This is a genomic window from Paenarthrobacter sp. YJN-5 (assembly GCF_015040095.1).
Lineage (GTDB): Bacteria > Actinomycetota > Actinomycetes > Actinomycetales > Micrococcaceae > Arthrobacter > Arthrobacter ureafaciens.
Map to the genome: position 1 here is coordinate 1250010 of NZ_CP053544.1, position 26843 is coordinate 1276852.

The 26843-nt window shown below is 63.6% G+C and carries 28 protein-coding genes and 1 tRNA gene; 18 read left to right on the plus strand and 11 right to left on the minus strand.

Translation table 11 applies throughout. The features are described from left to right. Positions 1 to 26: 26 nt before the first annotated feature. The 4 genes from HMI59_RS05915 to HMI59_RS05930 all read right to left on the minus strand — a co-directional run bounded on the left by HMI59_RS05915 (position 27) and on the right by HMI59_RS05930 (position 5255). The gene (locus HMI59_RS05915; protein ID WP_166183643.1) at positions 27 to 995 is read right to left on the minus strand and encodes an NUDIX hydrolase; all 969 of its coding nucleotides are present in this window, start codon (positions 993 to 995) and stop codon (positions 27 to 29) included. 8 nt (positions 996 to 1003) lie between these two features. Then, positions 1004 to 3253, minus strand: a complete 2250-nt coding sequence (locus HMI59_RS05920; protein WP_021472375.1) for an RNA degradosome polyphosphate kinase — start codon at positions 3251 to 3253, stop codon at positions 1004 to 1006. Between the two features lie 104 nt (positions 3254 to 3357). Beyond that, positions 3358 to 4329 carry a mycothiol synthase gene (mshD, locus tag HMI59_RS05925; protein ID WP_193593121.1) on the minus strand — a complete coding sequence of 324 codons (972 nt, stop codon included), beginning with the start codon at positions 4327 to 4329 and terminating at the stop codon, positions 3358 to 3360. Positions 4330 to 4556: 227 nt separating this feature from the next. Continuing rightward, positions 4557 to 5255: a response regulator transcription factor gene (locus HMI59_RS05930; RefSeq protein ID WP_021472377.1), complete on the minus strand. Its 699-nt coding sequence runs from the start codon at positions 5253 to 5255 to the stop codon at positions 4557 to 4559. A gap of 261 nt (positions 5256 to 5516) precedes the next feature. Between HMI59_RS05930 and HMI59_RS05935 the strand changes: the two genes are divergently transcribed. The 7 genes from HMI59_RS05935 to HMI59_RS05965 all read left to right on the plus strand — a co-directional run bounded on the left by HMI59_RS05935 (position 5517) and on the right by HMI59_RS05965 (position 11644). Continuing rightward, positions 5517 to 6251, plus strand: a complete 735-nt coding sequence (locus HMI59_RS05935; RefSeq protein WP_193593122.1) for a permease — start codon at positions 5517 to 5519, stop codon at positions 6249 to 6251. A gap of 166 nt (positions 6252 to 6417) precedes the next feature. Next, entirely contained in the window at positions 6418 to 7017 is a 600-nt protein-coding gene (locus HMI59_RS05940) for an FABP family protein (protein ID WP_021472380.1), read from the plus strand. A 55-nt stretch (positions 7018 to 7072) separates the two neighbouring features. Continuing rightward, positions 7073 to 7795, plus strand: a complete 723-nt coding sequence (locus tag HMI59_RS05945; protein ID WP_193593123.1) for a flavodoxin family protein — start codon at positions 7073 to 7075, stop codon at positions 7793 to 7795. A 63-nt stretch (positions 7796 to 7858) separates the two neighbouring features. Then, complete coding sequence (locus HMI59_RS05950; RefSeq protein WP_193593124.1) at positions 7859 to 8944, plus strand: folate-binding protein YgfZ; 1086 nt, start codon at positions 7859 to 7861, stop codon at positions 8942 to 8944. After that, positions 8941 to 9363, plus strand: coding sequence for an ankyrin repeat domain-containing protein (locus tag HMI59_RS05955; RefSeq protein ID WP_193593125.1), 423 nt, complete (start codon positions 8941 to 8943; stop codon positions 9361 to 9363). Before HMI59_RS05950 ends, HMI59_RS05955 begins: the two co-directional genes overlap by 4 nt. Positions 9364 to 9510: 147 nt before the next feature. Next, complete coding sequence (locus HMI59_RS05960) at positions 9511 to 10140, plus strand: PadR family transcriptional regulator (RefSeq protein ID WP_193593126.1); 630 nt, start codon at positions 9511 to 9513, stop codon at positions 10138 to 10140. Next, positions 10124 to 11644, plus strand: coding sequence for a DHA2 family efflux MFS transporter permease subunit (locus HMI59_RS05965; protein WP_193593127.1), 1521 nt, complete (start codon positions 10124 to 10126; stop codon positions 11642 to 11644). Before HMI59_RS05960 ends, HMI59_RS05965 begins: the two co-directional genes overlap by 17 nt. Positions 11645 to 11656: 12 nt before the next feature. On the opposite strand, the gene HMI59_RS05970 is transcribed toward HMI59_RS05965, so the two are convergent. The 5 genes from HMI59_RS05970 to HMI59_RS05990 form a co-directional block, all read right to left on the minus strand. Beyond that, positions 11657 to 12406 carry a GNAT family N-acetyltransferase gene (locus tag HMI59_RS05970; protein ID WP_193593128.1) on the minus strand — a complete coding sequence of 250 codons (750 nt, stop codon included), beginning with the start codon at positions 12404 to 12406 and terminating at the stop codon, positions 11657 to 11659. 17 nt (positions 12407 to 12423) lie between these two features. Continuing rightward, positions 12424 to 13449, minus strand: a complete 1026-nt coding sequence (locus tag HMI59_RS05975; RefSeq protein WP_021472387.1) for a 6-phosphofructokinase — start codon at positions 13447 to 13449, stop codon at positions 12424 to 12426. Between the two features lie 250 nt (positions 13450 to 13699). Next, entirely contained in the window at positions 13700 to 13948 is a 249-nt protein-coding gene (locus HMI59_RS05980) for a PspC domain-containing protein (protein ID WP_021472388.1), read from the minus strand. 2 nt (positions 13949 to 13950) lie between these two features. Then, the gene (locus tag HMI59_RS05985; RefSeq protein WP_193593129.1) at positions 13951 to 14340 is read right to left on the minus strand and encodes a hypothetical protein; all 390 of its coding nucleotides are present in this window, start codon (positions 14338 to 14340) and stop codon (positions 13951 to 13953) included. Position 14341: 1 nt separating this feature from the next. Further along, a complete protein-coding gene (locus HMI59_RS05990) occupies positions 14342 to 15859 on the minus strand; it encodes a PspC domain-containing protein (protein ID WP_193593130.1) in 1518 nt (505 codons plus the stop codon). A gap of 125 nt (positions 15860 to 15984) precedes the next feature. Between HMI59_RS05990 and HMI59_RS05995 the strand changes: the two genes are divergently transcribed. Both HMI59_RS05995 and HMI59_RS06000 read left to right on the plus strand, forming a co-directional pair. Then, positions 15985 to 17418, plus strand: coding sequence for an ATP-binding protein (locus tag HMI59_RS05995; protein WP_193593131.1), 1434 nt, complete (start codon positions 15985 to 15987; stop codon positions 17416 to 17418). After that, a complete protein-coding gene (locus HMI59_RS06000; protein WP_193593132.1) occupies positions 17415 to 18086 on the plus strand; it encodes a response regulator transcription factor in 672 nt (223 codons plus the stop codon). Before HMI59_RS05995 ends, HMI59_RS06000 begins: the two co-directional genes overlap by 4 nt. Positions 18087 to 18214: 128 nt before the next feature. Here HMI59_RS06000 and HMI59_RS06005 read toward each other — a convergent pair whose 3' ends face one another. After that, positions 18215 to 19444 carry a pyridoxal phosphate-dependent aminotransferase gene (locus HMI59_RS06005; protein WP_193593133.1) on the minus strand — a complete coding sequence of 410 codons (1230 nt, stop codon included), beginning with the start codon at positions 19442 to 19444 and terminating at the stop codon, positions 18215 to 18217. Between the two features lie 252 nt (positions 19445 to 19696). Between HMI59_RS06005 and HMI59_RS06010 the strand changes: the two genes are divergently transcribed. From HMI59_RS06010 to rplL, 9 genes are all read left to right on the plus strand, one after another. Continuing rightward, a tRNA-Trp gene (locus HMI59_RS06010) sits at positions 19697 to 19769 on the plus strand. An 81-nt stretch (positions 19770 to 19850) separates the two neighbouring features. Then, positions 19851 to 20132 carry a preprotein translocase subunit SecE gene (secE, locus tag HMI59_RS06015; RefSeq protein WP_031217390.1) on the plus strand — a complete coding sequence of 94 codons (282 nt, stop codon included), beginning with the start codon at positions 19851 to 19853 and terminating at the stop codon, positions 20130 to 20132. Between the two features lie 108 nt (positions 20133 to 20240). Further along, a complete protein-coding gene (gene nusG / locus HMI59_RS06020) occupies positions 20241 to 21068 on the plus strand; it encodes a transcription termination/antitermination protein NusG (protein ID WP_166183619.1) in 828 nt (275 codons plus the stop codon). A 130-nt stretch (positions 21069 to 21198) separates the two neighbouring features. Next, entirely contained in the window at positions 21199 to 21630 is a 432-nt protein-coding gene (gene rplK / locus HMI59_RS06025; protein ID WP_166183617.1) for a 50S ribosomal protein L11, read from the plus strand. 131 nt (positions 21631 to 21761) lie between these two features. Then, positions 21762 to 22469, plus strand: a complete 708-nt coding sequence (gene rplA / locus HMI59_RS06030) for a 50S ribosomal protein L1 (protein WP_021474783.1) — start codon at positions 21762 to 21764, stop codon at positions 22467 to 22469. Between the two features lie 147 nt (positions 22470 to 22616). Next, positions 22617 to 23741, plus strand: coding sequence for a GNAT family N-acetyltransferase (locus tag HMI59_RS06035; RefSeq protein ID WP_227471546.1), 1125 nt, complete (start codon positions 22617 to 22619; stop codon positions 23739 to 23741). Further along, positions 23720 to 24889, plus strand: a complete 1170-nt coding sequence (locus HMI59_RS06040) for a GNAT family N-acetyltransferase (protein WP_179013460.1) — start codon at positions 23720 to 23722, stop codon at positions 24887 to 24889. Before HMI59_RS06035 ends, HMI59_RS06040 begins: the two co-directional genes overlap by 22 nt. A 297-nt stretch (positions 24890 to 25186) precedes the next feature. Continuing rightward, positions 25187 to 25786, plus strand: coding sequence for a 50S ribosomal protein L10 (gene rplJ, locus HMI59_RS06045; RefSeq protein ID WP_021472393.1), 600 nt, complete (start codon positions 25187 to 25189; stop codon positions 25784 to 25786). Between the two features lie 76 nt (positions 25787 to 25862). Continuing rightward, positions 25863 to 26243, plus strand: coding sequence for a 50S ribosomal protein L7/L12 (rplL, locus tag HMI59_RS06050; RefSeq protein WP_021472394.1), 381 nt, complete (start codon positions 25863 to 25865; stop codon positions 26241 to 26243). Between the two features lie 118 nt (positions 26244 to 26361). On the opposite strand, the gene HMI59_RS06055 is transcribed toward rplL, so the two are convergent. Beyond that, positions 26362 to 26838 carry an aminoacyl-tRNA deacylase gene (locus HMI59_RS06055; RefSeq protein ID WP_193593134.1) on the minus strand — a complete coding sequence of 159 codons (477 nt, stop codon included), beginning with the start codon at positions 26836 to 26838 and terminating at the stop codon, positions 26362 to 26364. Between the last annotated feature and the right edge of the window lie 5 nt (positions 26839 to 26843).

A 26843-nucleotide genomic window follows, 5' to 3' on the forward strand; every position in this document is an offset into this window, starting at 1 on the left:
TACAAAGTTGGTGGGGTCAACCCGGCCTAGTCGTCGAACGGCTTGAATTGCTCCACGGAGACCACCTTGCGCTCGCTGCCACGGGCCACATGGCAGACGATGACCTCCCCGGGCGAGAGGTACGGGTCCGCGCCGGGGAGCCTGCTGCGCAGATCATCGCCCATGTGCCGGCCCAATTGCTTGAGTACGGTCGGCAAGGCGGGACGGTGCGTGCACAGGGCCACGGGCACTTGCTTGTCGAACAGGGCCTCCACGGCGGCAGCCGTCTTCTTGGGCGAGCGTTCGTGGTTGTGCTCCGTCAGCGCCTCCACGAGCTTCACCTTGGCTTTGCTCGCTTTGGCATACGGGGCAATCGTTGCCACGCATCGCACCCATGGGCTGGTCACGACGCGCTGCGGTTTCCACCCCTGCAGGAGCCGTTGCACAGCCACTGCTTGCCGTTTGCCGGTGGCTGCCAAGGGGCGGTCGCCTTCGGCCTTGGTCCAGGAAGACCTCGGTTTGGCTTTGGCATGCCGGATCAGGACCAACGGCCATGTGTCCAGTTCGCCCCTGGTATGGGCCTTCTCCAGATACTCCAAGGGCGCCACGTCCGAGGGGTTGCTCAGGTATTTGGCGGCCCTGTCCGGCGCGCACCACATGACGCTGTCCACCTCTTTGCCGTCGGGCCGGAGCTGCTCACCGTTGACCCGCATGGCCCAGTAGTGCACCACTTTGAGGCCAGCGTTGACGTGGTAATGAATGGGCGGCAAGGGGATTCCAAGCGTTGCCTCGAGCCCGATCTCTTCCCGGACCTCCCGGACCGCGCACTCGGGAACCGTCTCGCCGTCGTCGATCTTGCCCTTGGGCCAAGACCAATCGTCGTACCGCGGCCGGTGGATGAGCAGCACCTCCAAGGCGCCTTTCTTGATGCGCCACGGGATGGCGCCAGCCGCGACGACGGCCACGGGTTCCCCCGGGTGGTCGGTCTGGTCGGCCACAGGTGTGTCGCTGTTCAAGTTGTTCCTTACCGCCGTGCTGCTGCCCGCTGGCGGGAGCGGGAGGCCAAGAGCCAGGACTGCATATCCAGGAGGGGCTCGCCCTTCTCATCAAGGTGATGCCGGGTCCAATGACCTTCATTGTCCAAGTGCCAGCTTGCGGTGGAGTCGTCCATGTAGCGGCGCATCAGGTCAAGGACCGTGTTCACGTCCTCCCGGCTGGCCAACTGGACCAGTGCTTCAACCCGGCGGTCCAGGTTGCGGTGCATCATGTCGGCAGAGCCGATGTACACCACGGGTTCTCCACCGTTGGCGAAGGCGAACACCCGGGAGTGCTCAAGGAACCGTCCCAGGATGGAGCGCACCGTGATGTTTTCGCTGAGGCCAGGCACACCCGGCCGCAGGGAGCAGATGCCGCGCACCACGACGTCCACCTTCACTCCGGCCTGGGATGCGCGGTACAGGGCATCGATGATGGCTTCGTCCACCATCGAGTTGACCTTGATCTGGACACGTGCGGCCACACCGTTGCGCGCATTGCGGATTTCTGTTTCGATCCGGTCAATCAGTCCTGAACGCACCGAGCGCGGCGCAACGAGCAGCCGCTTGAACGTGGACTTGGGGGCGTATCCGGAGAGCTGGTTGAACAGCTTGGAGAGGTCCTCGCCCACTTGTTCGTTTGAGGTCAGCAGGCCGAGGTCCTCGTAGTAGCGCGCCGTCCTGGGATGGTAGTTGCCGGTACCGATGTGGCAGTACCTGCGGAGGCCGTCCACTTCCTGCCGCACCACCAGTGACAGCTTGCAGTGGGTCTTCAGGCCCACGATGCCGTACACCACGTGGACGCCGGCCTGCTCCAGCTTGCGGGCCCAGGAGATGTTGGCCTGTTCGTCGAAGCGGGCCTTGATCTCCACCAGGGCCAGGACCTGCTTGCCCGCTTCGGCGGCGTCGATCAAGGCATCCACGATCGGGGAATCGCCGGAGGTGCGGTACAGCGTCTGCTTGATTGCCTGGACCTTCGGGTCCGCGGCGGCTTGCTCGAGGAAGGCCTGGACCGAGGTGGAGAAGGAGTCGTACGGGTGGTGGAGCAGGATGTCCCGCCGCCTCATGGCAGCAAAGACGTTGGCCGCCTTGGACGTCTCCGATTCGTTGAGGTACCGCGAGGTGTGCGGCACGTGCTTGGGGTAGTGCAGATCCGGGCGGTCAATGCCAGCGATGACGGAAAGCCCGCGAAGGTCCAGCGGAGCGGGTACCGAGTAGACCTCGGACTCGTCCACGCCAAGCTCGCGGACCAGCAAGGCCCTGACGTTCGGGTTGATATCGGTGGTGACTTCCAACCGGACGGGCGGACCGAACCGACGGCGCAGGAGTTCCTTCTCCAACGCCTGCAGGAGGTTCTCGGCGTCGTCCTCTTCCACCTCGACGTCCTCGTTGCGGGTGACGCGGAAGGTGTGGTGCTCCAAAACTTCCATACCCGGGAAGAGCGTGTCCAGGTGGACGGCGATCAGTTCTTCGAGGGCGATGAACCGGGCCACCCTGCCCGGAATGGCACCGGCGCGGGGACCATCCACCGAGATCAGCCGCGGCAGCTGGTCCGGAACCTTCACGCGGGCGAACAGCTCTTTGTCGCTGATCGGGTTGCTGACGATCACCGCCAGGTTCAGGGACAGGCCGGAGATGTAGGGGAACGGGTGCGCGGGGTCCACTGCGAGCGGCGTGAGGATGGGGAAGACCTTCTCCTGGAACAGGGCGCTGAGGCGGTGGCGCGCCTCCTCGTCGAGTTCGTTCCAGTGCATGACGTGGATGTGCTCGAAGGCCAAAGCCGGACGGATCTGCTCGGCAAATACCCGGGCATGCCGTTCCTGCAGTTTGTGGGCTTCCTCGCCGATCTGTTCCAGTACCTCAATCGGGCTCAACCCGGCAGGGGAAGGGACGGCCAGGCCGGTGGCAATGCGGCGCTTGAGGCCGGCCACCCGGACCATGAAGAACTCGTCAAGGTTGGAAGCAAAAATGGAGAGGAAGTTGACGCGCTCCAGGAGGTAGAGATCGGGATCCTCCGCCAACTCCAGAACGCGGGAGTTGAAGGCCAGCCAGCTGAGCTCGCGGTCCAGGAAACGGTCCGGCGAAATATCGCCCTCCGGTTCCAGGTTGGGCGCAAACTCGGGGATGTCTATCCGGTCCTGCGTGGCCCGGGACGCGGGCACCTCGGATGAGCCGAAGCGCGCGGGCAGCGTTGCGCCCTTGGAGGTAGGTCCGGCGGTACCGACGGGGTCCGGCTGCATGGGTTTCTCCTAAGCTCAGGACTGGGTTTCCTCCCACATTACAAGCAATTGGGCGACCCGAATCCAAGATGTCCATGCCCGGTCCCGTGTCCGGACCGCACAGGCTAATTACCGGGCAAAGGCCCGTACATGACGTCGGTGTCCCACCGGACGAAGCCAAGTTTCCGGTAGAGGGCCACAGCGGCCTCATTGTCAGCGTCGACGTACAGCATGACAGCGTGGAGGCCCTTCTCCTGCAGGTGCCGGATGCCGGCTACGGTGAGGGCCTTGCCCAAGCCCGAACCCTGCGCGTCCGGCGTCACCCCCACCACGTACACTTCGCCGATGGCCGGATGGGGACCCTGCTTCGGGTGCACCTTGGTCCAGTGGTAACCCAGCAACGTGCCGTCGGCGTCGACCGCCAGGAGGAAGCCTTCGGGATCGAACCAGGTCTCTTCCTCCCTGGCCTTCAGGTCGGCCAGGGTCATGGAGCCCTGCTCCGGGTGGTGGGCGAAGGCGGCCCGGTTGGCGGCCAGCCAGGCTTGCTCGTCCTGGCCCGGCACAAAGGCGCGCAGCGTGACGCCGGGCGGCAGGGCGGCGTCGGGCAGCGAAGACGAAGATGACATCAAGCGCATCTTCCGCAGTTCGCGGACGGGACCGTAGCCAAACCGGGAGGCAAGTTCGGCAGCGGCCTCATGGTTGCCATGGGACCATGCCGTCAGCCCGTCGAATCCACGCTTCTCCTGCAGGGCAGCCAAGAGCCGTCCCGCGACGCCGCGGTTGCGGTAACTAGGGTGGACGGCCAGTTCCAGCACTCCGGTACCGTCCTGCGATTCAATGACGACGGCGATCCCGGCCAGGTCTTCGGCGGTGGCAGGGTCCGAGTCCTCGTCGGGGGCGTAGAGCGCCAGGGACAGCACCCGGTGTTCACCGCCGTCGGAGCCGCGCAGTGTCACCAGCGTCTGTTCGGAGAGCGGCGGATTTCCATCCGACTCGGCAGCAGCAGCACCCAAGGTGCTGAAATCCTTGAACAGCTCGGCATCCAAAGCGCCGTCAACGAACAGTACAGGCCAGTTCTCAGGGTGAGCGTGACTCATGATGCAAGGCTATACGCCAAGGCGGGACCGTGCGATTTGAAGTGTCCGCCAATCGGGGGTAGCTTAGGTAACTCGTTCGGCTTTGAAAGCCGGATACGAGGGGGATCCACCAGTGGGGTGGCTTCGATACGTTCGACCCGTATGTCCTCCACAACAGCACACAGAGAGGGCCGGGAATCAGTTGATTCCCGGCCCTCTTTGCTATGCATTTATGTTTCCTTGGAGCCCTACGCTTCCGACAGCTCGTCATCCGGAAGCCGCACCAGGGTCAACCGGTAGCCCACGTTGCGGACCGTGCTGATGAGGTTCTCGTGGTCCACTCCCAATTTCGCCCGGAGACGACGGATGTGGACGTCCACGGTCCGCGTTCCGCCGTAGTAGTCGTAACCCCAGACCTCGGTCAGCAGCTGCTGGCGGGTAAAAACGCGTCCCGGGTGCTGCGCCAGGTACTTGAGGAGTTCGAATTCCTTGAAGGTCAGGTTCAGTGGCTGGCCGCCTACGCGGGCCGTGTAACTCGCTTCATCAATGACGACGCCGGCTGCGCGGATCTCCGTTTGGGTTTCCTCTTCGCCCGGTACAGCGCGCGCCATGGCCAAGCGGATACGGGCCTCCACCTCGGCCGGGCCGGCAGAATCCAGGACGATGTCATCCACCGACCATGCCGAGGACACGGCAGCCATGCCGCCCTCCGTGAGGATCAGCATCAGGGGAGCGCTCAGTCCGGTTGCCTTCAGCAACTGGGTCAGGGAACGTGCGCCCACAAGGTCCTTGCGGGCGTCGAGGAACACGATGTCCGTGGGGTCCGTCTCCAACAAGGCTGTAGGTTCTGCCGGGAGGATGTGCACGCGGTGGTTCAGCAACTCCAAGGCAGGCAGGATGTCCACCGAAGATCCGGTGCTGTTCGTCAGGAGCAGGATGTGCGACATAGTTCCTCCAATGGGCTGTGCGCGCATCATCGGGCGTCGAAACCGGAGTTTCACCGGCCGGTCACGGCGGCAAGACCGCCCCTGGCCGTTGTAACGGGGTCAGGGCAAATCAGTGCGCCGTTGAAGTCTGAGTATACCCACCGGCGCCTTTCCAGTCAGGGATTCGTGACGGCCGGAAGCGGGAATTACGACATATAGGGCCGCCATAAGGCAGGATTGTCGAGAGGTCGTAAGACGCATCGAATTGAGGTCGGGCACACAGTGAAGTCTTGGAGCATCGGGGTATTCGGACTCGTGGCGCTCGCAGCCATCGTGGCCAGCACCTTCGTATCCCGGGAAGCCATGGTGGGCGTCGGCGTCGCCGCGTCGGCCGTTGTGGGGTTCGGCTGGCCGCATTTCCTGGCCGTGCCCGCCAAGAAAACGCTGGCGGCGGTCATCGGCCTGGCCGGTGCAGGCTCGGCCGTCACCGCGGCCTACCTTCCCGCCCCGGGTTTCCTTGACGGCACACCGGCTTTCATCGCCTTGGGCGTCATGGCGGTTTTCATCATCCAGCTCGTCAGGGGGACAGGGCAGGCCCAACGCCTTGAGTCCACCCTGGGCTGCAGCGCGGGTGTGTTGCTCAACTGCCTTGGTGCGGGGTGGATCGCCGGAGCAAGGTTCAACGGCGTCAAGGAAATGGTCCTCGTGGCCGGGCTCTCCGCCGCCGTGGCGTTGTTGGTGGGGATCATCAGGTGGCCGGACCGCATCGTCGCACCCCTGGGCGTCGTCATGGCCGGACTCATGGCGCCCCTGGCCGGCCTGGTTTTCTCGGATATCGCGGTTCTTCCTGCTGCTTTGGTGGGCGTGGCGACGGGCTCGGTGCTGGTCTGCTTCCGGCGAATGGTCACGTTGCGGCGCGGACGCCTGACTCTGCCGGCGGCGCTGGGCATGGGCGTTGCGCCCGTGTGGGCGATCGGAACCCTGGCGTACTTCATAGACAAACTACTCATCTACTAACGGTTAGGATGGCATCATGTCTGTTCTCGCATTTGAAATCTTCTTCCTTGTCCTCCTCGGCATTGCCAGCATCGCCATGGCCTGGTTCGCTGGTTTCGTCGTTTACCGTCTTTTCAAGGGCCAGAAGTAGCCTGTCCCTCCCTGCAGTCCAACTGAGGTAGTCGTTGTGCCTATTGAGATCCCGACCGACCTGACCCCTGAACTTGTCCCCCTTTCCTGGCTCATTGGCGAGTGGGAAGGACGCGGCCGCCTTGGCACCGGGGATGAGGACTCGGAGCATTTCGTCCAGCACGTATCCTTCACCCACAACGGGCTGCCCTACCTGCAGTACCGGGCTGAGAGCTGGATCAGCGATGACGCCGGCGCAAAGTTGCGCCCGCTGACCGTGGAGACCGGCTTCTGGGCTCTGGAACGCAAGCTCCAGGAGGGCGACGGCGGTCCCGGGCTGATTCCCGCGGACATCGTGCCCGTGCTCAAGACCGCTGACGATGTTGAAGAACGCCGCAACAAGGACGGCGGGTTCGATCTCGCCGTCTCCATTTCGCACCCCGGTGGAATTACCGAGTTGTACTACGGCCAAATCAAAGGGCCGCAGATCCAGCTCACCACCGACATGGTGATGCGCGGCGGCCACTCCAAGGAATACACGGCGGCAACCCGCATCTTCGGCCTCGTTGACGGCAACCTCCTCTGGCGCTGGGATGTAGCTGCCAACGGAAAAGCCCTTGAAGCCCACGCCTCGGCATTCCTCCATAAGGTGTCCTGACCCCGGCGCGAGCCTTCACTGAACGTTCCATCAGCACAAGCAAAAGGAGCAGTTAGTGAACAGCAGCCTCAAGCCCGGTGGCTATGAGGGCCTCAAAGCCGTGTTCTTCAACGGAACCTTGAAGCCCTCACCGCAGGTCAGCAATACCGACGGCCTGATCCGGATCAGCCGGGACATCATGGAGAAGCAGGGCGTTGCCACGCAGCTCATCCGCACCGTGGACCACGACATCGCCAGCGGTGTCTACCCGGACATGCGCGAACACGGTTGGCAGCGCGACGAATGGCCGGAGATCTATCCGGCGGTCGCCGGGGCAGATATCGTCGTGGTGGCGGGCCCCATCTGGCTTGGCGACAACTCATCCCAGACCAAGAAGCTGATCGAGCGGCTCTACGCACACTCGGGCCAGCTCAACGGCAAGGGACAGTGGGCGTTCTACCCCAAGGTGGGCGGCTGCCTCATTACCGGCAACGAGGACGGCATCAAGCATTGCTCCATGAACATCCTGTACAGCCTCCAACACATCGGCTTCACCATCCCGCCGCAAGCTGACGCGGGCTGGATCGGACCGGTGGGGCCGGGGCCCAGCTATCTGGATGAAGGGTCCGGCGGGCCGGAGAGTGATTTCACCAACAGGAACACCACCTTCATGACGTGGAACCTGCTCCACATGGCCAAACTGTTGAGGGACGCCGGAGGTATTCCTGCCTATGGCAATCTTCCGGAAGAGTGGAAGGCCGGAACCCGCTTCGACTTTGAGAACCCCGAATATCGATGACCGGCATGCCCTGTGCCAACGTCCGTGGGGAATACCCCCGAACCTGAAGGACTTCTACTTCATATGACATACAAGAGCCCTCTGCTGTCGCGCCCTGGAGCCGTCGAGGATACCGGACTGGATGCCGGCGTCGCGGCCCATTATGGCGAGCCGTTGCGCGAGCAGCGCGCCCTGGCAAACGGTACCGCCGTCGTCGATCTTTCCCACCGCGGTGTGGTGACCGTGACCGGACCCGACCGGCTGAGCTGGCTCAACACCCTGTCTTCGCAACACGTGACCAATTTGCAGCCGCAGGTTGCCAGTGAACTCCTCCTGCTGAGCGTCCAAGGACGCATCGAATTCGATGCGCGGGTTATCGACGACGGCGGCACCACCTGGCTGATCGTCGAAACGGCCGAGGCCGCCCCGTTGGCGGAGTGGCTGAACAAGATGAAGTTCATGCTTCGGGTGGAAATCGCCGATGTTTCGGAGCAGTGGGCGGTGATCGGCTCCACCAAGCCGGTGGAGCGGCTGTCCGGGCGGTTGGTATGGGAGGACCCCTGGCCGCACGTGGGCCCGGGCGGCTACTCGTACAGCCTGGTCCCGGAGGAGTCGCATCCCGGCCTGGAACGTCCGTGGTTCGAATATCTTGTCCCGGCCGCCGAACTCGAGTACGCCGTGGAGGGCCTGCCTTTGGCCGGTGCCATGGCTGCAAATGCGCTGCGCATCGCGGCGTGGCGTCCACGCCTCGGGGCGGAGACGGATGACAAGACGATTCCCCACGAACTGGACCTGATCCGTACTTCGGTCCACTTGAACAAGGGCTGCTACAAGGGCCAGGAAACCATTGCGCGGGTCCACAACCTTGGCCACCCGCCGCGGCGCCTCGTCTTCCTGCAGTTGGACGGTTCGCAGCACACCCTTCCTGCCGTGGGCAGTGTTGTATTTGCCGGTGACCGCAAGGTGGGTACGCTGACATCGGTGGCGCAGCACTTAGAAATGGGCCCCGTAGCGCTGGCAGTGATCAAGCGCTCGGTTTCGGCAAGCGAACCGTTGACGGTGATGGATGGCGAAGAGCCGTACGTCGCGGCCCAGGAAGTGATCGTCGCCCCCGACGCCGGACAGGTAGTCGGGCGCCAGACCGGATTCCTGAAGGGACCCCACAGATGACCCAGCCCACCGGCCACGACGCCGCAGCCCAGCCCTCCAGCGAAGCCGACGATGAAGCAGTGGCACTGGCACACACGCTTTTTGACGCAGCCCGGGAAGGAAATTCCGCGTTGCTGCGCGGCTATCTCGACGCCGGTGCTCCTGCAACCCTGACTAACGCCGCCGGAGACTCCTTGCTGATGCTTGCGGCGTATCACGGGCACGAGGAAACGGTTCAACTCCTGGTGCACCACGGCGCAGACGTCAACTCGGCCAACGACCGTGGCCAGACCCCGCTCGCCGGAGCTGTCTTCAAGGGCTATACCGGCGTTGCCCGGGCCCTCCTTGACGCTGGAGCGGACCCGGACTCCGGAACACCGAGTGCCCGGGACGCGGCCAAGATGTTTGCCCGGACGGAGATTCTGGAGCTTCTGGGCTAGGACCTGACCGACCGATAACCCTGTTGCCCGAAGCAACAGGGTTTTTTGGCAGCGTAATACTCCACGTGGAATAATTGCCCTGGAGTATTAGCCAGGAGTATTGGCACAGGCATATTTGCACTGGAGTATTCAAAGGAGGGCGTCACGATGGTCCAGCCCGGGAAACTGACAGCGCTGGGCGTCGCGTCCCTGGCGTTGCTCGCCGAGGGGCCCATGCACCCCTATGAGATGTACCAGGTGCTGATGGCCCGCCATGAGGACCGGCTGGTGAAGGTGCGCCCCGGCACCCTGTATCACGCTGTCCGGCGCTTGGAAGAGTCCGGTTTGGTGGAGGCCGTCGGGACGGACCGCGAGGGGAACCGCCCTGAGCGGACTACCTACAGGATCTCGACGGCCGGGCACGAGGCGCTCGACGTGCGCCTACGGGAGATGCTGGCAAAACCCGTGAACGAATACCCGGTCTTTCCGCACGCCATTGCCGAGGCGCACCACCTCCCCGCCGAGGCCGTCATCGAACTTCTTGGCCAGCGGGTAGACGCGCTCCAGGCCGACCTGGATTTCCTCCTGCATGCTGAGCGGGTTGTCACAGCCAAAGGCCTCGATCGCAAGTACTGGATCGATGTCATGTATCAACAACAAATGCTTCGAACGGAGATCTCGTGGATCCACGGGCTCCTACGGGAGTTGCGTAGTGGTGAACTGCCTTGGGACGACCCCCAAGCAACCCCGTCCGAACTTTCCAACAAGCCAAAGGAATCCCTTGGAAAACGTAGCTAAGCCGTGGCCGGCCCTGTGGTCACTCGTGGTGGGGTTCTTCATGATCCTGATCGACACCACCATCGTGTCGGTCGCCAACCCCCGGATCATGGAGGGCCTCAATACTGACATCAATGCGGTCATCTGGGTAACCAGCGCCTACCTCCTGGCGTATGCAGTGCCGTTGCTGATTACCGGCAGGATGGGTGACCGCTTCGGTCCAAAGAACCTGTACCTGATAGGCCTGGTTGTCTTCACCCTGGCATCGCTGTGGTGCGGATTTTCGCAGGACATCGGCATGCTCATCGCGGCCCGCGCCGTCCAAGGACTGGGCGCTGCCATGATGACGCCGCAGACCATGGCCGTCATCACCCGGATCTTCCCGCCTGACCGCCGCGGCGCGGCCATGGGACTGTGGGGAGCCACCGCGGGCATGGCCGTGTTGGTGGGACCGATCCTCGGCGGCGTCCTGGTGGACGGCCTCGGCTGGGAGTGGATCTTCTTTGTCAACGTGCCCATCGGCGTCGTTGCCTTCATCCTTGTCACCCGCTTCGTCCCGACGCTGACCACCCACAGCCACAAGTTCGATATCCCGGGCGTGGTGTTGTCCGCGGCAGGCATGTTCCTGCTCGTCTTTGGCATCCAGGAAGGCCAAACCTACGATTGGGGCACCATAAACGGCGTCGTCAGTGTCTGGGGCCTGATCATTGCCGGTGTGGTGGTGCTGGCGCTGTTCGTCGTCTGGCAACAAATACTTGAACGTCGCGGCGGTGAACCGTTGCTGCCCCTGGGCCTGTTCCGCGACCGGAACTTCTCCCTTGGAAACAGCACCATCATGGCCGTCGGCTTCACGGTTACCGCGTTTCCCCTGCCCACCATCTTCTACTACCAGGTGGTCCGTGGGCTGACGCCAACGCAGTCGGCCCTCCTGATGATCCCGATGGCTGTCATTTCGGGTGGGCTCGCGCCGTTCGTGGGAAAGCTGATCGACCGTGCCAATCCCCGCTGGTTCGCCGTGTTCGGCTTGGTCTGCCTGTCCGCCGCACTTTTCTGGACTGCTGCCTTGCTGACACCGGACACTCCGATCTGGGTCTTCCTGCTTCCAAGCGCCTTGCAGGGTGTAGCGAACGCCTTCATGTGGGGGCCAATCTCCAATGCCACCACCCGTAACCTTCCGCCGCGCCAGGCGGGAGCGGGTTCCGGCGTCTTCAATACCACCCGCCAGATCGGTGCGGTCCTGGGGTCGGCCGCCGTCGCGGCGCTGATCCAGGCGCGCCTTGCTGCCGAGCTGCCGTCCAGCGGGGCGGGGGCCCCGGTCAATGAGGCATCCATGTCCGGGGCACTTCCGGAGTCCCTGCATGCAGGATTCTCGACGGCGATGAGCCAGTCGACGCTGTTGCCGGCAATCGCCGTCCTGGTGGGAGCAGTGTTGGCTGCCTTCTATGCAAAGCCGAAATCAGTGGACGGCTGGGGCGGGGGAGCACCGGTCCCTGAGGGGCAGGCTGCGGAGCAGTCCAGCAAGTAAACGGGCAGAGCCCTACGCGAGGAGGACGCCCGCGTGGAGCCCGCCGGTGGTAAAGCCGATGCTGCGCGCCATGGCAAGCGCGCCGCTGTTGCTGACATCCGCCTTCCACTGGAGCGTCAGGCCCGCGGCGAGGGCCTCGTGCGCGGCAATCGAGGCAGCAAGCGTACCGAGGCCCCGGCGCCGCCATTCAGGGGCAACCAGAACGCCCATATTGGCAAGAAGCCCTTCCCATTCGGAATAGGCTCCGCACGCCAAAGGCACCGGGCTTTCCGCATCCGGGTGCATGATGGTGAACCGGTGTTCCAAGGTCTGGAGCCCTACCTCGTTGACGTCATCGGGAGGACACAGCTGTTCCAGTCCGATCGCTTCCGGATTGCCGCGGGAAACCGTCACGTCCTCGCCCGGTTGTTTCAGGGGAAGGTCGTCGGCAAAAAAGAGGGCGGAGGAACCCAAGCCGTGTCCTCCGTGGGACCGCGTCAGGGTCAGCAGGGTGACGTGCTGGGCGAGGTCGACGTCGGGAATATCCGCCGCCGCGTCGAGCGCCCATTGCGGCCCTACCAGGGCCGATACGCCGAACAAGCGCAGGAAGACCACGGATCGTGCCGATTCGTCCGCCTTGGAAATCCTGTACGCGGGATCGCCTGGATCCGCGGCGGCTGCTGCGACGCGGGCTGAGGCGTCCGCAAAGGAGTGGTCACCAAGCCCCAAATGGCGAGCCCACGCCAGCTGGATAATGGCAGCGGACGTGGGCTCAAGGGTCATGGGTTCAGCCTAGCCGACTAACCAAACAACACTGACGCTTCGTCGTAGCGGTGCTGCGGCACGGTCTTGAGCTTGCCGAGGGCTTCCTCAAAACCAACATGGGAGATGTCCGTGCCTTTGAGCGCAACCATGGTTCCCCAGCGGCCGTCCACCACGGAGTCGATCGCTGCCATGCCCAGGCGGGTGGCGAGGACGCGGTCATAAGCGGTGGGAACGCCGCCGCGCTGGATGTGGCCGAGGATGGTCGCACGGGTCTCGATGCCCGTGCGCGCCTCGAGCTCGGGTGCAAGCTGGTCCGCGATGCCTCCCAGCCGGGGACGGCCAAAGGTATCCAGGCCGCGTTCGGAGTGCGGGGATTCCATGTGATCGGGCACGAACCCTTCCGCCACCACCACCAAAGGTGCGCGACCGCGGTCATGGGCCAGTTGGACCCACTCGGCGATCTGTTCGATGCTCACCTTCTGTTCGGGGATAAGGATGGCGTGGGCGCCGGACGCCATGCCGGAGTGGAGGGCAATCCAGCCAACGTGGCGGCCCATCACTTCCGCAATCATGCAGCGGTGGTGGGATTCACCCGTGGTGCGCAGGCGGTCGATCGCCTCCGTGGCGATTTCCACGGCAGTGTCGAAACCAAAGGTGTAGTCCGTCGCGTCGAGATCGTTATCCACGGTCTTCGGGACGCCGACGATCTTCAAACCGGCGTCAGTGAGGCGTTTGGCTGCTGCCAGGGTGCCCTCGCCGCCGATCGCGATGATGGCATCGATGCCCAGCCGTTCCATGTGGGCCTTGATGACCTCCGGACCGCCGCCGTTCTCGAAGGGGTTGGTGCGGGAAGTGCCCAGGATGGTGCCGCCCTGCTTGGCGATACCGCGGACCATGGTGCGGGGGATGTCAATGACGTCACCTTCCACCACGCCACGCCAGCCGTCCCGGAAGCCCACGAACTCCTGGCCGTGGATCGCGATGCCTTTGAGGACCGCTCCACGGATTACTGCGTTGAGGCCGGGGCAGTCGCCGCCGCTGGTAAGAATGCCAATTTTCATGTTTGCTCACTCATGGCTTGGAGGAATACTTGCCGAGCGCCACGCTGAGCTCCCCACGATTGTAGTCGTGGATGTGGGGTGGGACACAAACGGTTACATTCCAGAGGCGGCGTGCGGTATTGGAAACATCCTCGAAAATACGAAGAATCGCCCCGCCATCAGCGGGACGATTCTTGGTATTTGACGGACCAGGGCGGCACGTGTCACGGTCGTTGGCCATCCGGTCCACGGGTCTGACTCGATCGGGGCGCTACCGGGAACGCTGGCTGATGAAGGATTCCAGCGCGATCCGGTTCTGTTGGTCCGGAAGGATCAGCCACGCGAGGATGTAGAAAATGATGGCCGGTCCGGGCAAGAGGCAGAACAACAGGAATCCCACCCGGACGTACGCTACGTCCACATTGAGCTTCGCTGCGATGCCTCCACAGACGCCGGCCAACCAACGCTGCGGGCCGCGCTTCAGGCCGAAGCCCCTGACGATGCTGAAGAACTTGTCCATGGTTACAGCCTTCCTTGTTGGTGCTGCTTTGTCACTTGCTTCGACCCCCGTCCGGCAGCCACGAGGCCGCCGACTACCAGCGCGGCGCCGGCCCCGATCATGAGGCCGATCAGCACGTAGGTTCCGTCCAGGATGATCCAGCCCATGGTGGAAACCAGGAGCAGGGCGGCCAGGGCGATCACAATCAACCCCCACACGACGGTGCCGATGCGCGCCTGCTTGGGTTCGTCGTCGTTCTGTTCGATCCGGTAGGTGGGCTCCAAATGCGGCGTCAGCGGAATCTCCTCCAACCGGGGCCGCGCGATCGGCTCGGTGGGACGTGTTTCCCGGGGGAGAGCCTCTTCGGGGAGCGGCCCGGCGGGGCGGGCGTCACCTGGTTGGTTGGTGCTCATGTCAGTTTCCTTCCTTGATGGTCACGTTGCTGAACGTGCCATCGATCTCCACCACGAGGTTCGCTCCGGGTTTGTCCGTGTTGTACGTCGAGCGGTCGTCCTCGAACCGCCCGCCGCGGTCGGCGCCGCGCTCGTTGAGGTTCCCGAACGTCATATCCGCCCGGACTTCCACCGGAACGTTGTCCGGAATGATGACGGTGATGTTGCTGGCGGTTGCATCCACCGGGACAGTGACTTCCGTGGTGAGCGGCGGCGTCAGGTTCATGTCGCTCAGGTCCACGGTGCCGTTCGCGGCAGTGATGTTCAGCCCCTGCCGGGCCTGCTCAATGCTGACCGGAGCCCAATTGACCTCTTGGAAGCCAATGCGGTCTCCATTGCGCGGGATGACGTTGAAAATACCGCCGACCACCAAGGCCACGACGGCCAGGAATCCCAGAAAACCTGAAGTTCGTCCGCGCAAGCCGGCCACCAGAATGCCCAGGCCGAGGATGGCCGCACCCACGGCCCACACCACGGAGTCTGCTGCGTTACCCAGGTTGATGACGTTGGCGACGTCCAGGGCCTTCAAGGTTCCGCCGGCCAGGAGGGCCGTTCCGGCACTGACTGCCACGATTGCGGCACCTGGTCCCTTGGCCTTCTGCCGAGGGGGCTTGGGCGGCTGTACCGGCCCGGAGCCATAGGGCGGCTGACCATAGGGTGGCTGCCCGTAGGGGCCGGAGCCGCGGGGAGGACGGGGGCCCGACGGGCTGTAGGGGCCCACCGGCGTCGATGAGCTGCCCGGTCCGTACACCGGTACACCCGTGTTGGCTCCGGCGGGCGCCTGGGAAGAAGTAGCACCGTAGGTGCTGCCTGCGGGTCCACCCGTCGACGCCGGGGTTGCGGTGCCGGTCGCCGGGGCCGCGGGTGCGCCGAAGTTTTGCCGGTTCATGGGAGATTCGCCTTTCTGGCTGTTGTTGCGCTGGACCAGGTAGTAGATGAGGTACGCGATGCCGCCCACCCAGAACAGCGTCCAGAAAAGACCCGGAAGTCCGTCCCAACCCCAGCCCCAAAAGCCGCGTCCCAGGCTCGGCAGGCCGATGATCGAGGTTGCCAGTGCGCCGGTCATGCCGCCGGACCATCGGCCGGCAGCCGCTTCCTGCACGTGGATACGGCCGTCAGGTTCCGGCAGCAGCGCCCACGCAAGGCCGTAGAGCAGGACGCCCACTCCGGCGAAGAGCGCCAGGACAATGAAGATGCCCCGGACAATCAAGGGATCGATGCCGAACCGGTGCGCCACTCCGCTTGCGACGCCGCCGATCCAGCGGTCCGGGCCGCGGCGGATGCCTTGGTTGCGGATCCAGTCATAGAAGTTCTGCTGGGAAGTCCAGCTGCCGGGACCGGCGTTGCCCGTGGGGTACGGGCGTGCGGAAGGCTCCTCGGCCGGGCCGGATCCGGCGGCACCGCCGGGGGCGTTGTTGCCCGGACGCCCGGCATCGGCAGGGGTTCCGGAATCCTCGGGATTCATGCTGTTCGCGTTCATACTTCGATCCTGCCGCCTGGCCCGTTACGTCCTCTATTGGGGGATACCCTGAATGATCCCTGAGGGACCCCCGAAGCGCCGCCGTTACGGGCCCTGGGAGCCCCGATCCGTGTTTGGATTGATACATGGATACCGCTTTGGAACGCCCCGCGCTGGTCCGCAGCAGCGACCGCATGATCGCGGGAGTCTGCAGCGGACTCGCCGGACACTTGGGCTGGCCGGTGAAGTATGTCCGGCTGGCCATGGTCCTCGCCAGCTTCGCCGGCGGTGCGGGCATGGCCTTCTATGCGTGGCTGTGGATCATGGTTCCCACGGCGGATGAGAACGCCCGGCGCAACGCCAAGCGGCCGGCGTCGCCCATCGCTCCCGCGGTGAGCCGTCCGCCCGCCGGCCCCGCAAAAAATTACGACGCCGGGACCCTCACCGGGCGCGGGACAGGCACCCCCGGCAGCGCAGCCGGAATTTCCGGTGATGCCCCCTCCGGTGCCGATCGAGCAACTCCGCCGTCCGGGGAGTGGGGAAGCGTCGGTGCAAGTCCCGTGGCGCCGTGGTTCACGTTCCGGAAGATCCAGTACGGCAAGGAAATCCTTCTTGGAGTCGGGCTGCTGCTGGTGGCCGCCATCCTGATTGCCCAACAACTGGGCGTGGACGTGCCGCTGGGAACCCTGATCCCGGCCGCAGCAATCCTCGGCGGTGCTTCCATCGCGTGGATGCAGCTGGATGAGACCCGCCGGGCCGGACTGGTGGACAAGACGAAAGCCGATCAGGCAGGCGGATGGGTTCGCCTCGCGGCGGGGCTTGCGCTGGTGGTGGCAGGGGTCCTGGTGATGGTGTCCGGCTCGGGGTCGTGGGAGCAGACGTGGCTGGCCCTGCTTGCCTCCGTGGCGGTCCTTGGGGGAGTCGTGTTGGTCCTGCTGCCGTGGGGTTTGAAGTTCTGGAAGGACCTCGAAGCCGAACGCGCCGGGCGTGTCCGCGAAACCGAACGTGCCGAAATCGCCGCGCACCTCCACGATTCCGTCCTGCAAACCTTGGCGCTCATCCAGCGCCGGGCGGGTTCGGAGCAGGACGTTGTCCGGTTGGCCCGGGCACAGGAACGTGAACTGCGTAGTTGGCTGTTCAGCGATTCCACCAAGGAAGCCGGGCTGCTCGCAGAGCGGGTCAAGGCCGTTGCGGCGGAGGTGGAAGACGCTCTGGGCAATCCCGTGGAAGTGGTGACCGTAGGCGATACGGAGATGACCGAGCGGCACGAGGCACTGGTCCAAGCTGCCCGTGAGGCCATGTTGAACGCGTCCCGCCACGGCGGAAGCACAGTGTCTGTCTACCTTGAATGCACTGCCGGAAACACCGAGGTCTTCATTAAGGACCGGGGGCCGGGATTCGATCCCGACGCCGTGCCCGAGGACCGCATGGGCGTCAAGGAGTCCATCATCGGGCGCATGAAGAGGCACGGCGGCACAGCGGCCATCATCAGCAGCGGCAACGGAACGGAAGTCCGGTTGGCGCTGCCCGCCATGGAGGCGGAGAACAACGAACCAAGGAACGGAGAAGTCCGGCAATGAACAGCCCTGCCCAGTCCGGCGCGCGGAGCGTGCGCGTGGTGATCGTGGACGACCACACCATTTTCCGCTCAGGTCTCAAAGCTGACCTGGACGAGCGCATGGACGTTGTGGGGGAGGCCGGCACGGTTGAACAAGCCATCGCCGTGATTGCCGAAACCCGCCCCGAAGTGGTGCTGCTGGACGTCCACCTGCCAGGGGGCTTGGGCGGCGGAGGCAGGGAGGTCATTGCGGGTTCGGCTGCGCTCCTCAACACGACGAGCTTCCTGGCCCTGAGCGTTTCCGACGCCGCCGAGGACGTGGTGGCCGTGATCCGCGCGGGCGCCCGCGGGTACGTTACCAAAACCATCTCCGGCGCCGAGATCTCCGACGCCGTCATCAGGGTTGCCGATGGCGACGCCGTCTTCTCGCCGCGGCTGGCCGGGTTTGTCCTTGATGCCTTTGGAACTGCGCCGGCCGACATTGCCGACGACGAACTGGACAAGCTCTCCGCCCGCGAGCTCGAAGTCATGCGGCTCATCGCCCGGGGATACAGCTATAAAGAGGTGGCCAAGGAGCTCTTCATCTCCATCAAGACGGTGGAAACCCACGTCTCCGCAGTCCTCCGCAAGCTCCAGCTGTCAAACCGCCACGAGCTCACCAAGTGGGCTGCCGAACGCCGCCTCCTCTAACCCCTCCCGGACGCTCTCTCACATCCCACCCGTGTTTCCCCAACCCTCTCCCACATCCCACGCCTTAAACTGAAACGCTCTTCCACCATCAGTGGTGGAAGAGCGTTTCAGTTCAGGGGTAGGTAGGGTTACTTGGCCTTGCCGAGGAACTCCTGGAGCCGGCGGACGCCTTCGGCGAGGTCGTCGTCACCGAGCGCGTAGGACAACCGGACGTAACCCGAGGGGCCGAAGGCCTCACCGGGAACCACTGCGACCTCAACCTCGTCGAGGATCAGCGCGGCCAGTTCCGCGGACGTCGAGGGACGCACGGGGTCGTTGGCCGTGTCGAATTCCTTACCCAGCAGCCCGCGGACGTCTGCGTAGACGTAGAACGCGCCGGTCGGCGTCGGGCATTCAACGCCCTCAATCGCGTTCAGGCCGGCCACAATCGCCTTGCGGCGGCGGTCGAAGGCAACCTTCATCTCGTCGACGGCGGTCAACGGGCCGGTAAGTGCCGCGGCTGCGGCCACCTGCATGATGTTGCTGACGTTGGACGTGGCGTGGGACTGCAGGTTGGTGGCGGCCTTGATGACGTCGGCGGGGCCGATCATCCAGCCCACGCGCCAACCGGTCATGGCGTAGGTCTTGGCAACACCGTTCAGAATGACCACGCGGTCGCCCAGTTCAGGAGCCGCAGTGGCGATGGAGGTGAATTCCACGCCGTCGTAGGTGAGGTGTTCGTAGATCTCGTCCGTGACAACCCAGAGGCCCTTGGATGCGGCCCACTTGCCGATCTCTGCTACCTGCTCCGGGCTGTAGACGGCGCCCGTGGGGTTGGAGGGGGAGACGAACAGGAGGATCTTGGTCTTGTCCGTGACGGCGGCCTCAAGCTGCTCAATGGTCACCAAGTAGCCCTGCTCCGGCCCTGCGAAGACCTCTACCGGGACGCCGCCGGCGAGCCTGATGGCCTCCGGGTAGGTGGTCCAGAACGGGGAGGGGATGATGACCTCGTCGCCCGGATCAACCAGCGTGGCAAACGTGTTGTAGACAGCCTGCTTGCCGCCGTTGGTCACCAGGACCTGGGACGGGTCGACTTTGTAGCCGGAATCGCGCAGCGTCTTGTCCGCGATGGCTTTCTTGAGCTCGGGCAGTCCGGAAGCGGGGGAGTACCGGTGGTACTTCGGCTGGCCGGCAGCTTCAATGGCGGCCTTCACGATGTAGTCCGGGGTGGGAAAATCGGGTTCTCCGGCTCCGAAACCGATGACGGGGCGGCCCGCGGCCTTCAACGCCTTGGCCTTGGCATCAACGGCAAGGGTGGCGGACTCGGCAATGGCGGAGATTCGTTGTGAAATGCGGGCGGCAGGTGTTCCGGCAGACATCTAAGTACCATTCTTCGCAGGCAGCACGTGGGCTGGATGATGGGATTCGACGTAAACTACCTTATGCTGTTCTGCGGAGCTCCCGGGGGACTGCTGGAGTTTGTGACTGATGTTGCTGGTCACAAGCCCGGACGGCCTTGGAGCCCCGAATCGAGCCGGTTCGACTATCGCGGATTTCTTGCGTAGACTGGTTCACCGGTGTTGAAAAGCACTACAGGCTGAAGTGCGGCCTGAAACATGGATTCAATCCATAGGGTAGTGGCGCAATTGGTAGCGCAGCGGTCTCCAAAACCGCAGGTTGCAGGTTCGAGTCCTGTCTGCCCTGCGCAGGCTGTTCCGGCGGAAACGCCGGAGCACGCGCAGCAACCATGGCTCTGATCAGGGCCGGGTCTAACGACTTTGCAAGGTGAGTGAGGATCAGGTGACCGAAACAGCTGCAAGCAGCTCAAAGGGCCGCCCCGCCAAGAAAGCCGATTCCGGCTTTTTTGCCCGAATTGCACTCTTCGTCCGCCAGGTTATCGGCGAGCTGAAGAAGGTCGTTGCTCCAACCCGCAAAGAACTGATCAACTACACGCTCGTGGTGCTGGTGTTCGTCGCCATCATGATGCTCATCGTGACCCTCCTGGACCTTGCTTTTGGTACCGGAGTCAGCTGGGTCTTCGGAGGATCAGGCGCCACGGACCGCTAAGCGATCTGTCCGCAAACTGCGTAAACCCTGGTTTCAGGGATTTTGCGGGGTTTGCGGAATTGAGCCATTTAAATAGGCATGTTAGGCAATGAGGAAGCAGGAGACCAAGTGTCTGAGCAGGAGCTCGAGGTAAACGAGACTGAGCTGGACGGGACCGCAGAGAATGCGGCCGTAACCGCAGACGAGTCCGAGGTTGATTCCGCTGCGCCCGAAACTGCCGACGTCGACGAATCCGAAGACGCTGACGTGGACGACGAGTCCACTTCCGAGGTAGACGAAGAAGACGGTTCGGAAGAGGGCGTCTCCTTGGAATCTGCCGCTGCCGCCGCCCCGGCTGATCCGGCCGAGGAATTCAAGGCCAAGCTGCGCCGCCAGGAAGGTGACTGGTACGTCATCCACTCCTACGCAGGCTACGAGAACCGCGTGAAGGCCAACCTCGAGACCCGCATCCAGACCCTGGACATGGAAGATTACATCTTCGAGATCCAGGTTCCGATGGAAGAAGTCGTCGAGATCAAGAACGCGCAGCGCAAGGTCATCAACCGCGTACGCATTCCCGGATACGTGCTGGTCCGCATGGACCTGACCGACGCTTCCTGGGGCGCCGTCCGCCACACCCCCGGTGTCACGGGCTTTGTGGGCAACGCCCACAACCCGGTTCCGCTCCGCCTTGACGAGGTCTTCTCCATGCTCGCCCCGGTCTTCGAAGAAGAACAGGCTGAGAAGGGCAAGCCGGTCAACAAGCAGCAGCAGGCTCCGGTGGCTGTGGACTTCGAGGTCGGCGAGTCCGTCATCGTCAAGGAGGGCCCGTTCGAAACCCTTCCGGCAACGATCTCCGAGATCAAGCCCGAATCCCAGACCCTCGTGGTGCTGGTCTCCATCTTCGAGCGCGAAACCCCGGTTACGCTCGCATTCAACCAGGTCACCAAGATCTAGCTGATACACAGATTTCGCTCCCGGCCGCCTGCTTAGCGGCTTGGGTAGCGGCCGGTCGCCTTGCCATGGCGGCCACCAACCTGGGACGCGCTCCTGTGCCCCAGGAAGCTATTGAGAGAAGGACCCTACATTGGCTCCCAAGAAGAAGGTCACCGGCCTCATCAAGCTGCAGATCCAGGCAGGTGCCGCTAACCCGGCTCCGCCGATCGGTCCTGCGCTTGGCCAGCACGGTGTCAACATCATGGAATTCTGCAAGGCGTACAACGCTGCTACGGAATCCCAGCGCGGAAACGTCATTCCGGTGGAAATCACGGTCTACGAGGACCGCTCCTTCACCTTCATCACCAAGACCCCGCCGGCTGCAGAGCTCATCAAGAAGGCTGCAGGCGTCGCCAAGGGTTCGGCTACCCCGCACACCGTCAAGGTTGCCAAGCTGACCCAGGCACAGGTCGAGGAAATTGCTTCCACCAAGATGGAAGACCTCAACGCCAACGACATCGCGGCTGCTGCCAAGATCATCGCCGGCACTGCCCGCTCCATGGGCATCACCGTCGAGGGCTAATTACAGCCTTCACCCGCCGGGAAACCGGCAACCGAACATAGAAATGTCGCAGGATCCTTTGCCGGATCCACGACTGTGGCAGGGCCCAGCGCGGTCCGAAGACCACAACTGCACAAGGAGAAACAAGCAGCATGGCAAAGCGCAGCAAAGCATATGAGGCAGCCGTAGCCAAGATCGAGGCAGGCAAGGCCTACGCCCCGTTCGAGGCAATCACCCTGGCAAAGGAAACCAACCCGTCGAAGTTCGACGCAACGGTTGAGGTTGCTTTCCGCCTCGGCGTTGACCCCCGCAAGGCTGACCAGATGGTCCGCGGCACGGTCAACCTCCCCCACGGCACCGGCAAGACCGCCCGTGTCCTGGTTTTCGCAACCGGTGACAAGGCTGAGGCAGCAATCGCAGCCGGCGCCGACTTCGTTGGCTCCGATGACCTGATCGAAAAGATCGCCGGCGGCTGGACCGACTTCGACGCAGCCGTTGCCACCCCTGACCTCATGGGCAAGGTTGGCCGTCTCGGTAAGGTCCTCGGCCCGCGTAACCTCATGCCGAACCCGAAGACCGGCACGGTTACCCCGGATGTCACCAAGGCTGTCAACGACATCAAGGGTGGCAAGATCGACTTCCGCGTCGACAAGCACTCGAACCTGCACTTCATCATCGGCAAGGTTTCCTTCGACGCCACCAAGCTGGCCGAGAACTACGCAGCCGCACTGGAAGAGGTTCTTCGCCTGAAGCCGTCCGCTTCCAAGGGCCGCTACATCCAGAAGGCCACCGTTGCCACCACGTTCGGCCCGGGTATCTCCGTTGACCCGAACGTCACCAAGGTTCTCATCGAGGCGTAAGCATTCGACGAGCATCGGCTCTGAAAGGACCGTCCGGCATTGCCGGGCGGTCCTTTCCGCATTCCTGCCCGGTGCAACGGAGGGCCCGACTTCGGCGTCCCGGGCGGGGTCTTGTTCCGCCTGACCGCGGGCCCTAGGCTGTGGGGCGTGACGTCGTCGAACCTTATGAACAGCGGCGAATTAAGCAACGCGGGACCAACCGTGGAGCGGATCAACGCCCCGGACGGTCCCGGGGCGCGCATCACTCCGGACTTCAGGGCCTTCCATGAACTTGGCGTACGCCACGAACTGGCCCTGTGGGGCACTGCGGACCGGGCCGCCACCCTTGAGGAGGACATAGCCTTCTGGCGGGGAAACGAATACGAAGAACGTCACGTCTACGTGGCACGTCTCGAGGAGCGGATTGTCGGCTGCGGCACGTTGACGCTTCCCTTGAGCGAAAATACGACGACGGCGGGCGTACACGTCCTGGTGGACGCACCTTTTTGTCGCCGCGGTTTCGGGTCGGTGATCCTGGGGGTATTGGAGGGCGTGGCCAAAGACCGTGGCCGGAGCTCCTTCGACGGTTACTGCGGTGAGCCAATCGCGCCCGTGCTGGCGGGAGTGCCTCTATTGGAAGCCGCATCGGGCAGCGGCGGTGTGCCCCGGGACAGTGCCTCAACCCGCTTCGCCGTTCACTGCGGCTACTCGCTGGAACAGGTGGAGACCAACAGCAGCCTGGCGCTGCCCTTTGACGGGACGCACATCGACGCCCTGGAAGCGGACGCCCGGTCCCGTTCCACGGCTTACAGTGTCATCACGTGGTCGGATCGTTGCCCGGCTGAGTTTGTTGAAGCCTATGCGCGGCTCAAGAGCCTTATGAGCACGGAAGTTCCCATCGCCGGTCTGGGGTGGGAAGGCGAAGCATGGGATGCGGCAAGGGTGCGGCAGGAAGAAGCTACCTGGCGTATGGGCGGTTTGGACGCATTGGTTTCCGTGGCCCGGCACAACGACTCAGGGGAACTGGCTGCCTATACCGCGTTGGTTCATCGGGAGGCCATGCCGGCGGTGATTTTCCAGGAGGACACCCTGGTGGACCCGGCCCATCGGGGACACCGTTTGGGAATGCTGGTGAAAGTTGCCAACCTGCGCAAAGCAGTGCTGGCCTGGCCTGCAGGTACGTCCGTCATGACATGGAATGCCAGTGAAAACCAGCATATGCTGGCCATTAATATCGCCTTGGGATTCAAACCTTCCGGTTTTGAAGGCGAATGGCAGAAACGGTTGGTATGACTTTAGAAGAGGCGAAGACCGTCGAGGTTGAGCAGGCATGGGTTCCCGACAACCTGGACAGCCCGGACGCCAAGGACTTCCTCGACGCGGTCGAGGTTGCCCGGCGGGTGCGGATGCAGACCTGGGGGAGTGACGACCTCGCCTACACGCCGCTGGAGAAAATGCTGGAGTTCTCCGATCCCTACGAACGCCAGATCATCCTGGTCGCCAAAGTGGATGGCAAAATCGTAGGAACCATAGACATCGCCTTGCCGTTGGCTGACAACATCGACCTGGCCGAATTCACCTTGGATGTCCTGCCCGAATACCAGCGCAGGGGCGTGGGCCGCCACCTCCTTGAAGCCGCCGAACAGCTCGCCCGGGCAGAGGGCCGCACCATGGTTTTGGTGGACACCAACCACCCGGCAACGTCCCTGACCGAGATTCCGGAAGACCAGCTCATTCCCGGCACCGGGCCTGGCTTCGTTCCTGTCAGCAGCCGTGAGGTGGACTTCGCACAGCGGGCGGGCTATACGCTGCAGCACATCGAGCAGTTCAGCTCATGTGTCCTTCCGCTGGATTCCAAGCTGGTGGCGGATCTCCAGGCCGAAGCCGAGGAAGCCAACGCCGGCCGCTACGCGTTGCACCACTGGACTGACCGCTGCCCTGAGCGGTTGCTCGAGGGCGTGGCGGAGCTGGAGAACGCTGCCGGCGAAGTGGTCCACGGCGAGGACGAGGACGACGAGCCGGCCGGGGCGGACACCGGCATGGTCTTCGACGCTGCGGTATTGCGGGAAACGGAAGACGCAGCCATGGCGCAGGGAAGGCGGACGGTTGTTACCGCCGTCGAGCATGTTGCTACCGGGAAGCTGGTAGGCCTGACCACCATCAGCGTTCTGGCGCACCGCCAGGACGTCGTCTTCCAGGATGACACCTTGGTCCTGCAGGAGCACCGGGGGAACAAGCTGGGGCTCCTGATCAAGGTGGCCAACATGGAACGCCTGAGTGAGCAGTTCCCGGACGCCAGGGTGATCTACACGTGGAACGCGCCGGAGAACCGCTACCTCCTGACGGTCAACAAGCAGTTGGGATTCACGACGGCGGGAGTCACCGGACTGTGGCAAAAGGAACTGCCGCGCCGCTCGGCCGGGGCGACCACATCGGACTAGGGGGCCGATTTGGAGTTCGCATGCCGTCTCCCGTAACCTTGAATTACCAAAGACCGTCGGTTGATGGGAATCCACCCTTTCGAGCAAAGCTCAGCTCTGTAGCTACGCCCGTGAGAACAAGGTGAATTTCTTGACGAAGGACCCTGACATAGGGCGGCCAACGCAGGTGAACGAGTTGAGTCTCCACAGTAAAGCTGTGTTGAGCCAAGCCCCGTGCATCTGCGCGGGGCGTTTTTTAGTTTTAGCTCTCGTGAGCGGGGACCCGGAAGACCGGCTTTATTCCCCGGAAGGAGGGTTATGACAACGCCTAGCAAGGTCTCCGCAGTTGCAGAGATCACCAACGATTTCAAGGAATCGACTGCGGCTGTCCTGACCGAATACCGTGGGCTCTCTGTTGCGCAGCTCAAGGAACTCCGTGTTGCTCTCGGCCAGGACACCAAGTTCTCGGTCGTCAAGAACACCCTGAGCGCCATTGCAGCCAAGGAAGCTGGTGTCGATGCATTCGACGGCCAGCTCGCCGGCCCCACTGCGATCGCCTTCATCAAGGGCGACGCCGTTGCTGCTGCAAAGAGCCTGACGGACTTTGCCAAGGCCAACAAGCAGCTGGTCATCAAGACCGGCCTGTTCGAAGGCAAGGCACTGGACGCTGAGGGTGTCGCCGCACTGGCTGCCCTCGAGTCCCGCGAGTTCCAGCTTGCACGTGTTGCCGGTGTCCTCAAGGCTCCTGCATCCGCTGCTGCACGCATCATCGATGCCCTGCGCCTCAAGCTTGAAGAAGAGGGCGGCGCTCCTGCACCGGCCGCTGAAGAAGCACCGGCTGAAGAGGCTGCAACCGAAGAAGCTCCGGCTGCTGAAGAAGCACCGGCTGCTGCCGAAGCTGCAACCGAAGAGAACTAAGTTCTCCCCCCAATCAAACTCCGGTGCACGGAACGGCAAGGTCCGGACCAGCACCACCTAATGGAAGGACGCCACCATGGCGAAGCTCAGCAACGAAGAGCTCATTGAAGCTTTCAAGGAACTGACCATCATCGAGCTCTCCGAGTTCGTCAAGCTCTTCGAAGAGACCTTCGAAGTTACTGCTGCTGCTGTTGCAGTTGCAGGCCCCGCCGGCGGCGGCGCCGGTGCTGAAGCTGCTGAAGAGAAGACCGAATTCGACGTCATCCTCGAAGCAGCCGGCGACAAGAAGATCGCAGTGATCAAGGAAGTTCGCGCCATCACCTCCCTCGGCCTCAAGGAAGCCAAGGACCTGGTTGACGGTGCACCGAAGGCTGTTCTCGAAGGCGCCACCAAGGAAGCCGCAGAGAAGGCAAAGGCTCAGCTCGAAGAAGCTGGCGCAACGGTTACCCTCAAGTAACTCGTTCTGCTTTGGGAAGCCCCGTCCGGTTCGCCGGGCGGGGCTTCCTGCTGTTAAAGCACCCAACCAGGTCGCATTAGTGCGCGTTTTGAGGGCTCAGAACGCGCACAAATGCGACTTAGTTGGGTTCGCTGATGTCTGCCACGACGGCGTTCAGCGCCGCCGTCAGCGCGTCGGCATCCACGAAGGCGCTGCGCCCGTGCGCACCGGCCCCCATCGAGATCCGGCGGCCCGCGATCGAGGCGTCAGCATAGACAGGCCAGGCGTTCGTGCTGCCCAGGGGAGTGATGGTCCCGCGTTCGTAGCCGGTGGCTTCCAGCGCAACGTCCGCTGCCGGCAGTGAGAGCTTGTTGACCCCCACCAGAGCACGCAGCTTCGGCCACGAGATCTGCCGGTCGCCGGGAATGAGCGCGAAAAGGAACGTGCCGTCCCTGTGCTTGACCACGAGGGACTTCACGATGTCAGCGGGATTGATTCCGAGGATGCTCGCCGCTTCTTCCAGGCTGCGGGCTGCCGGACGTTCGACGACGTCCACGTCCAGTCCGCGGGCGGCGGCATCATCCAGGAACCGTTGGGCGCCGTTGGCGTGGGCCATGGTCC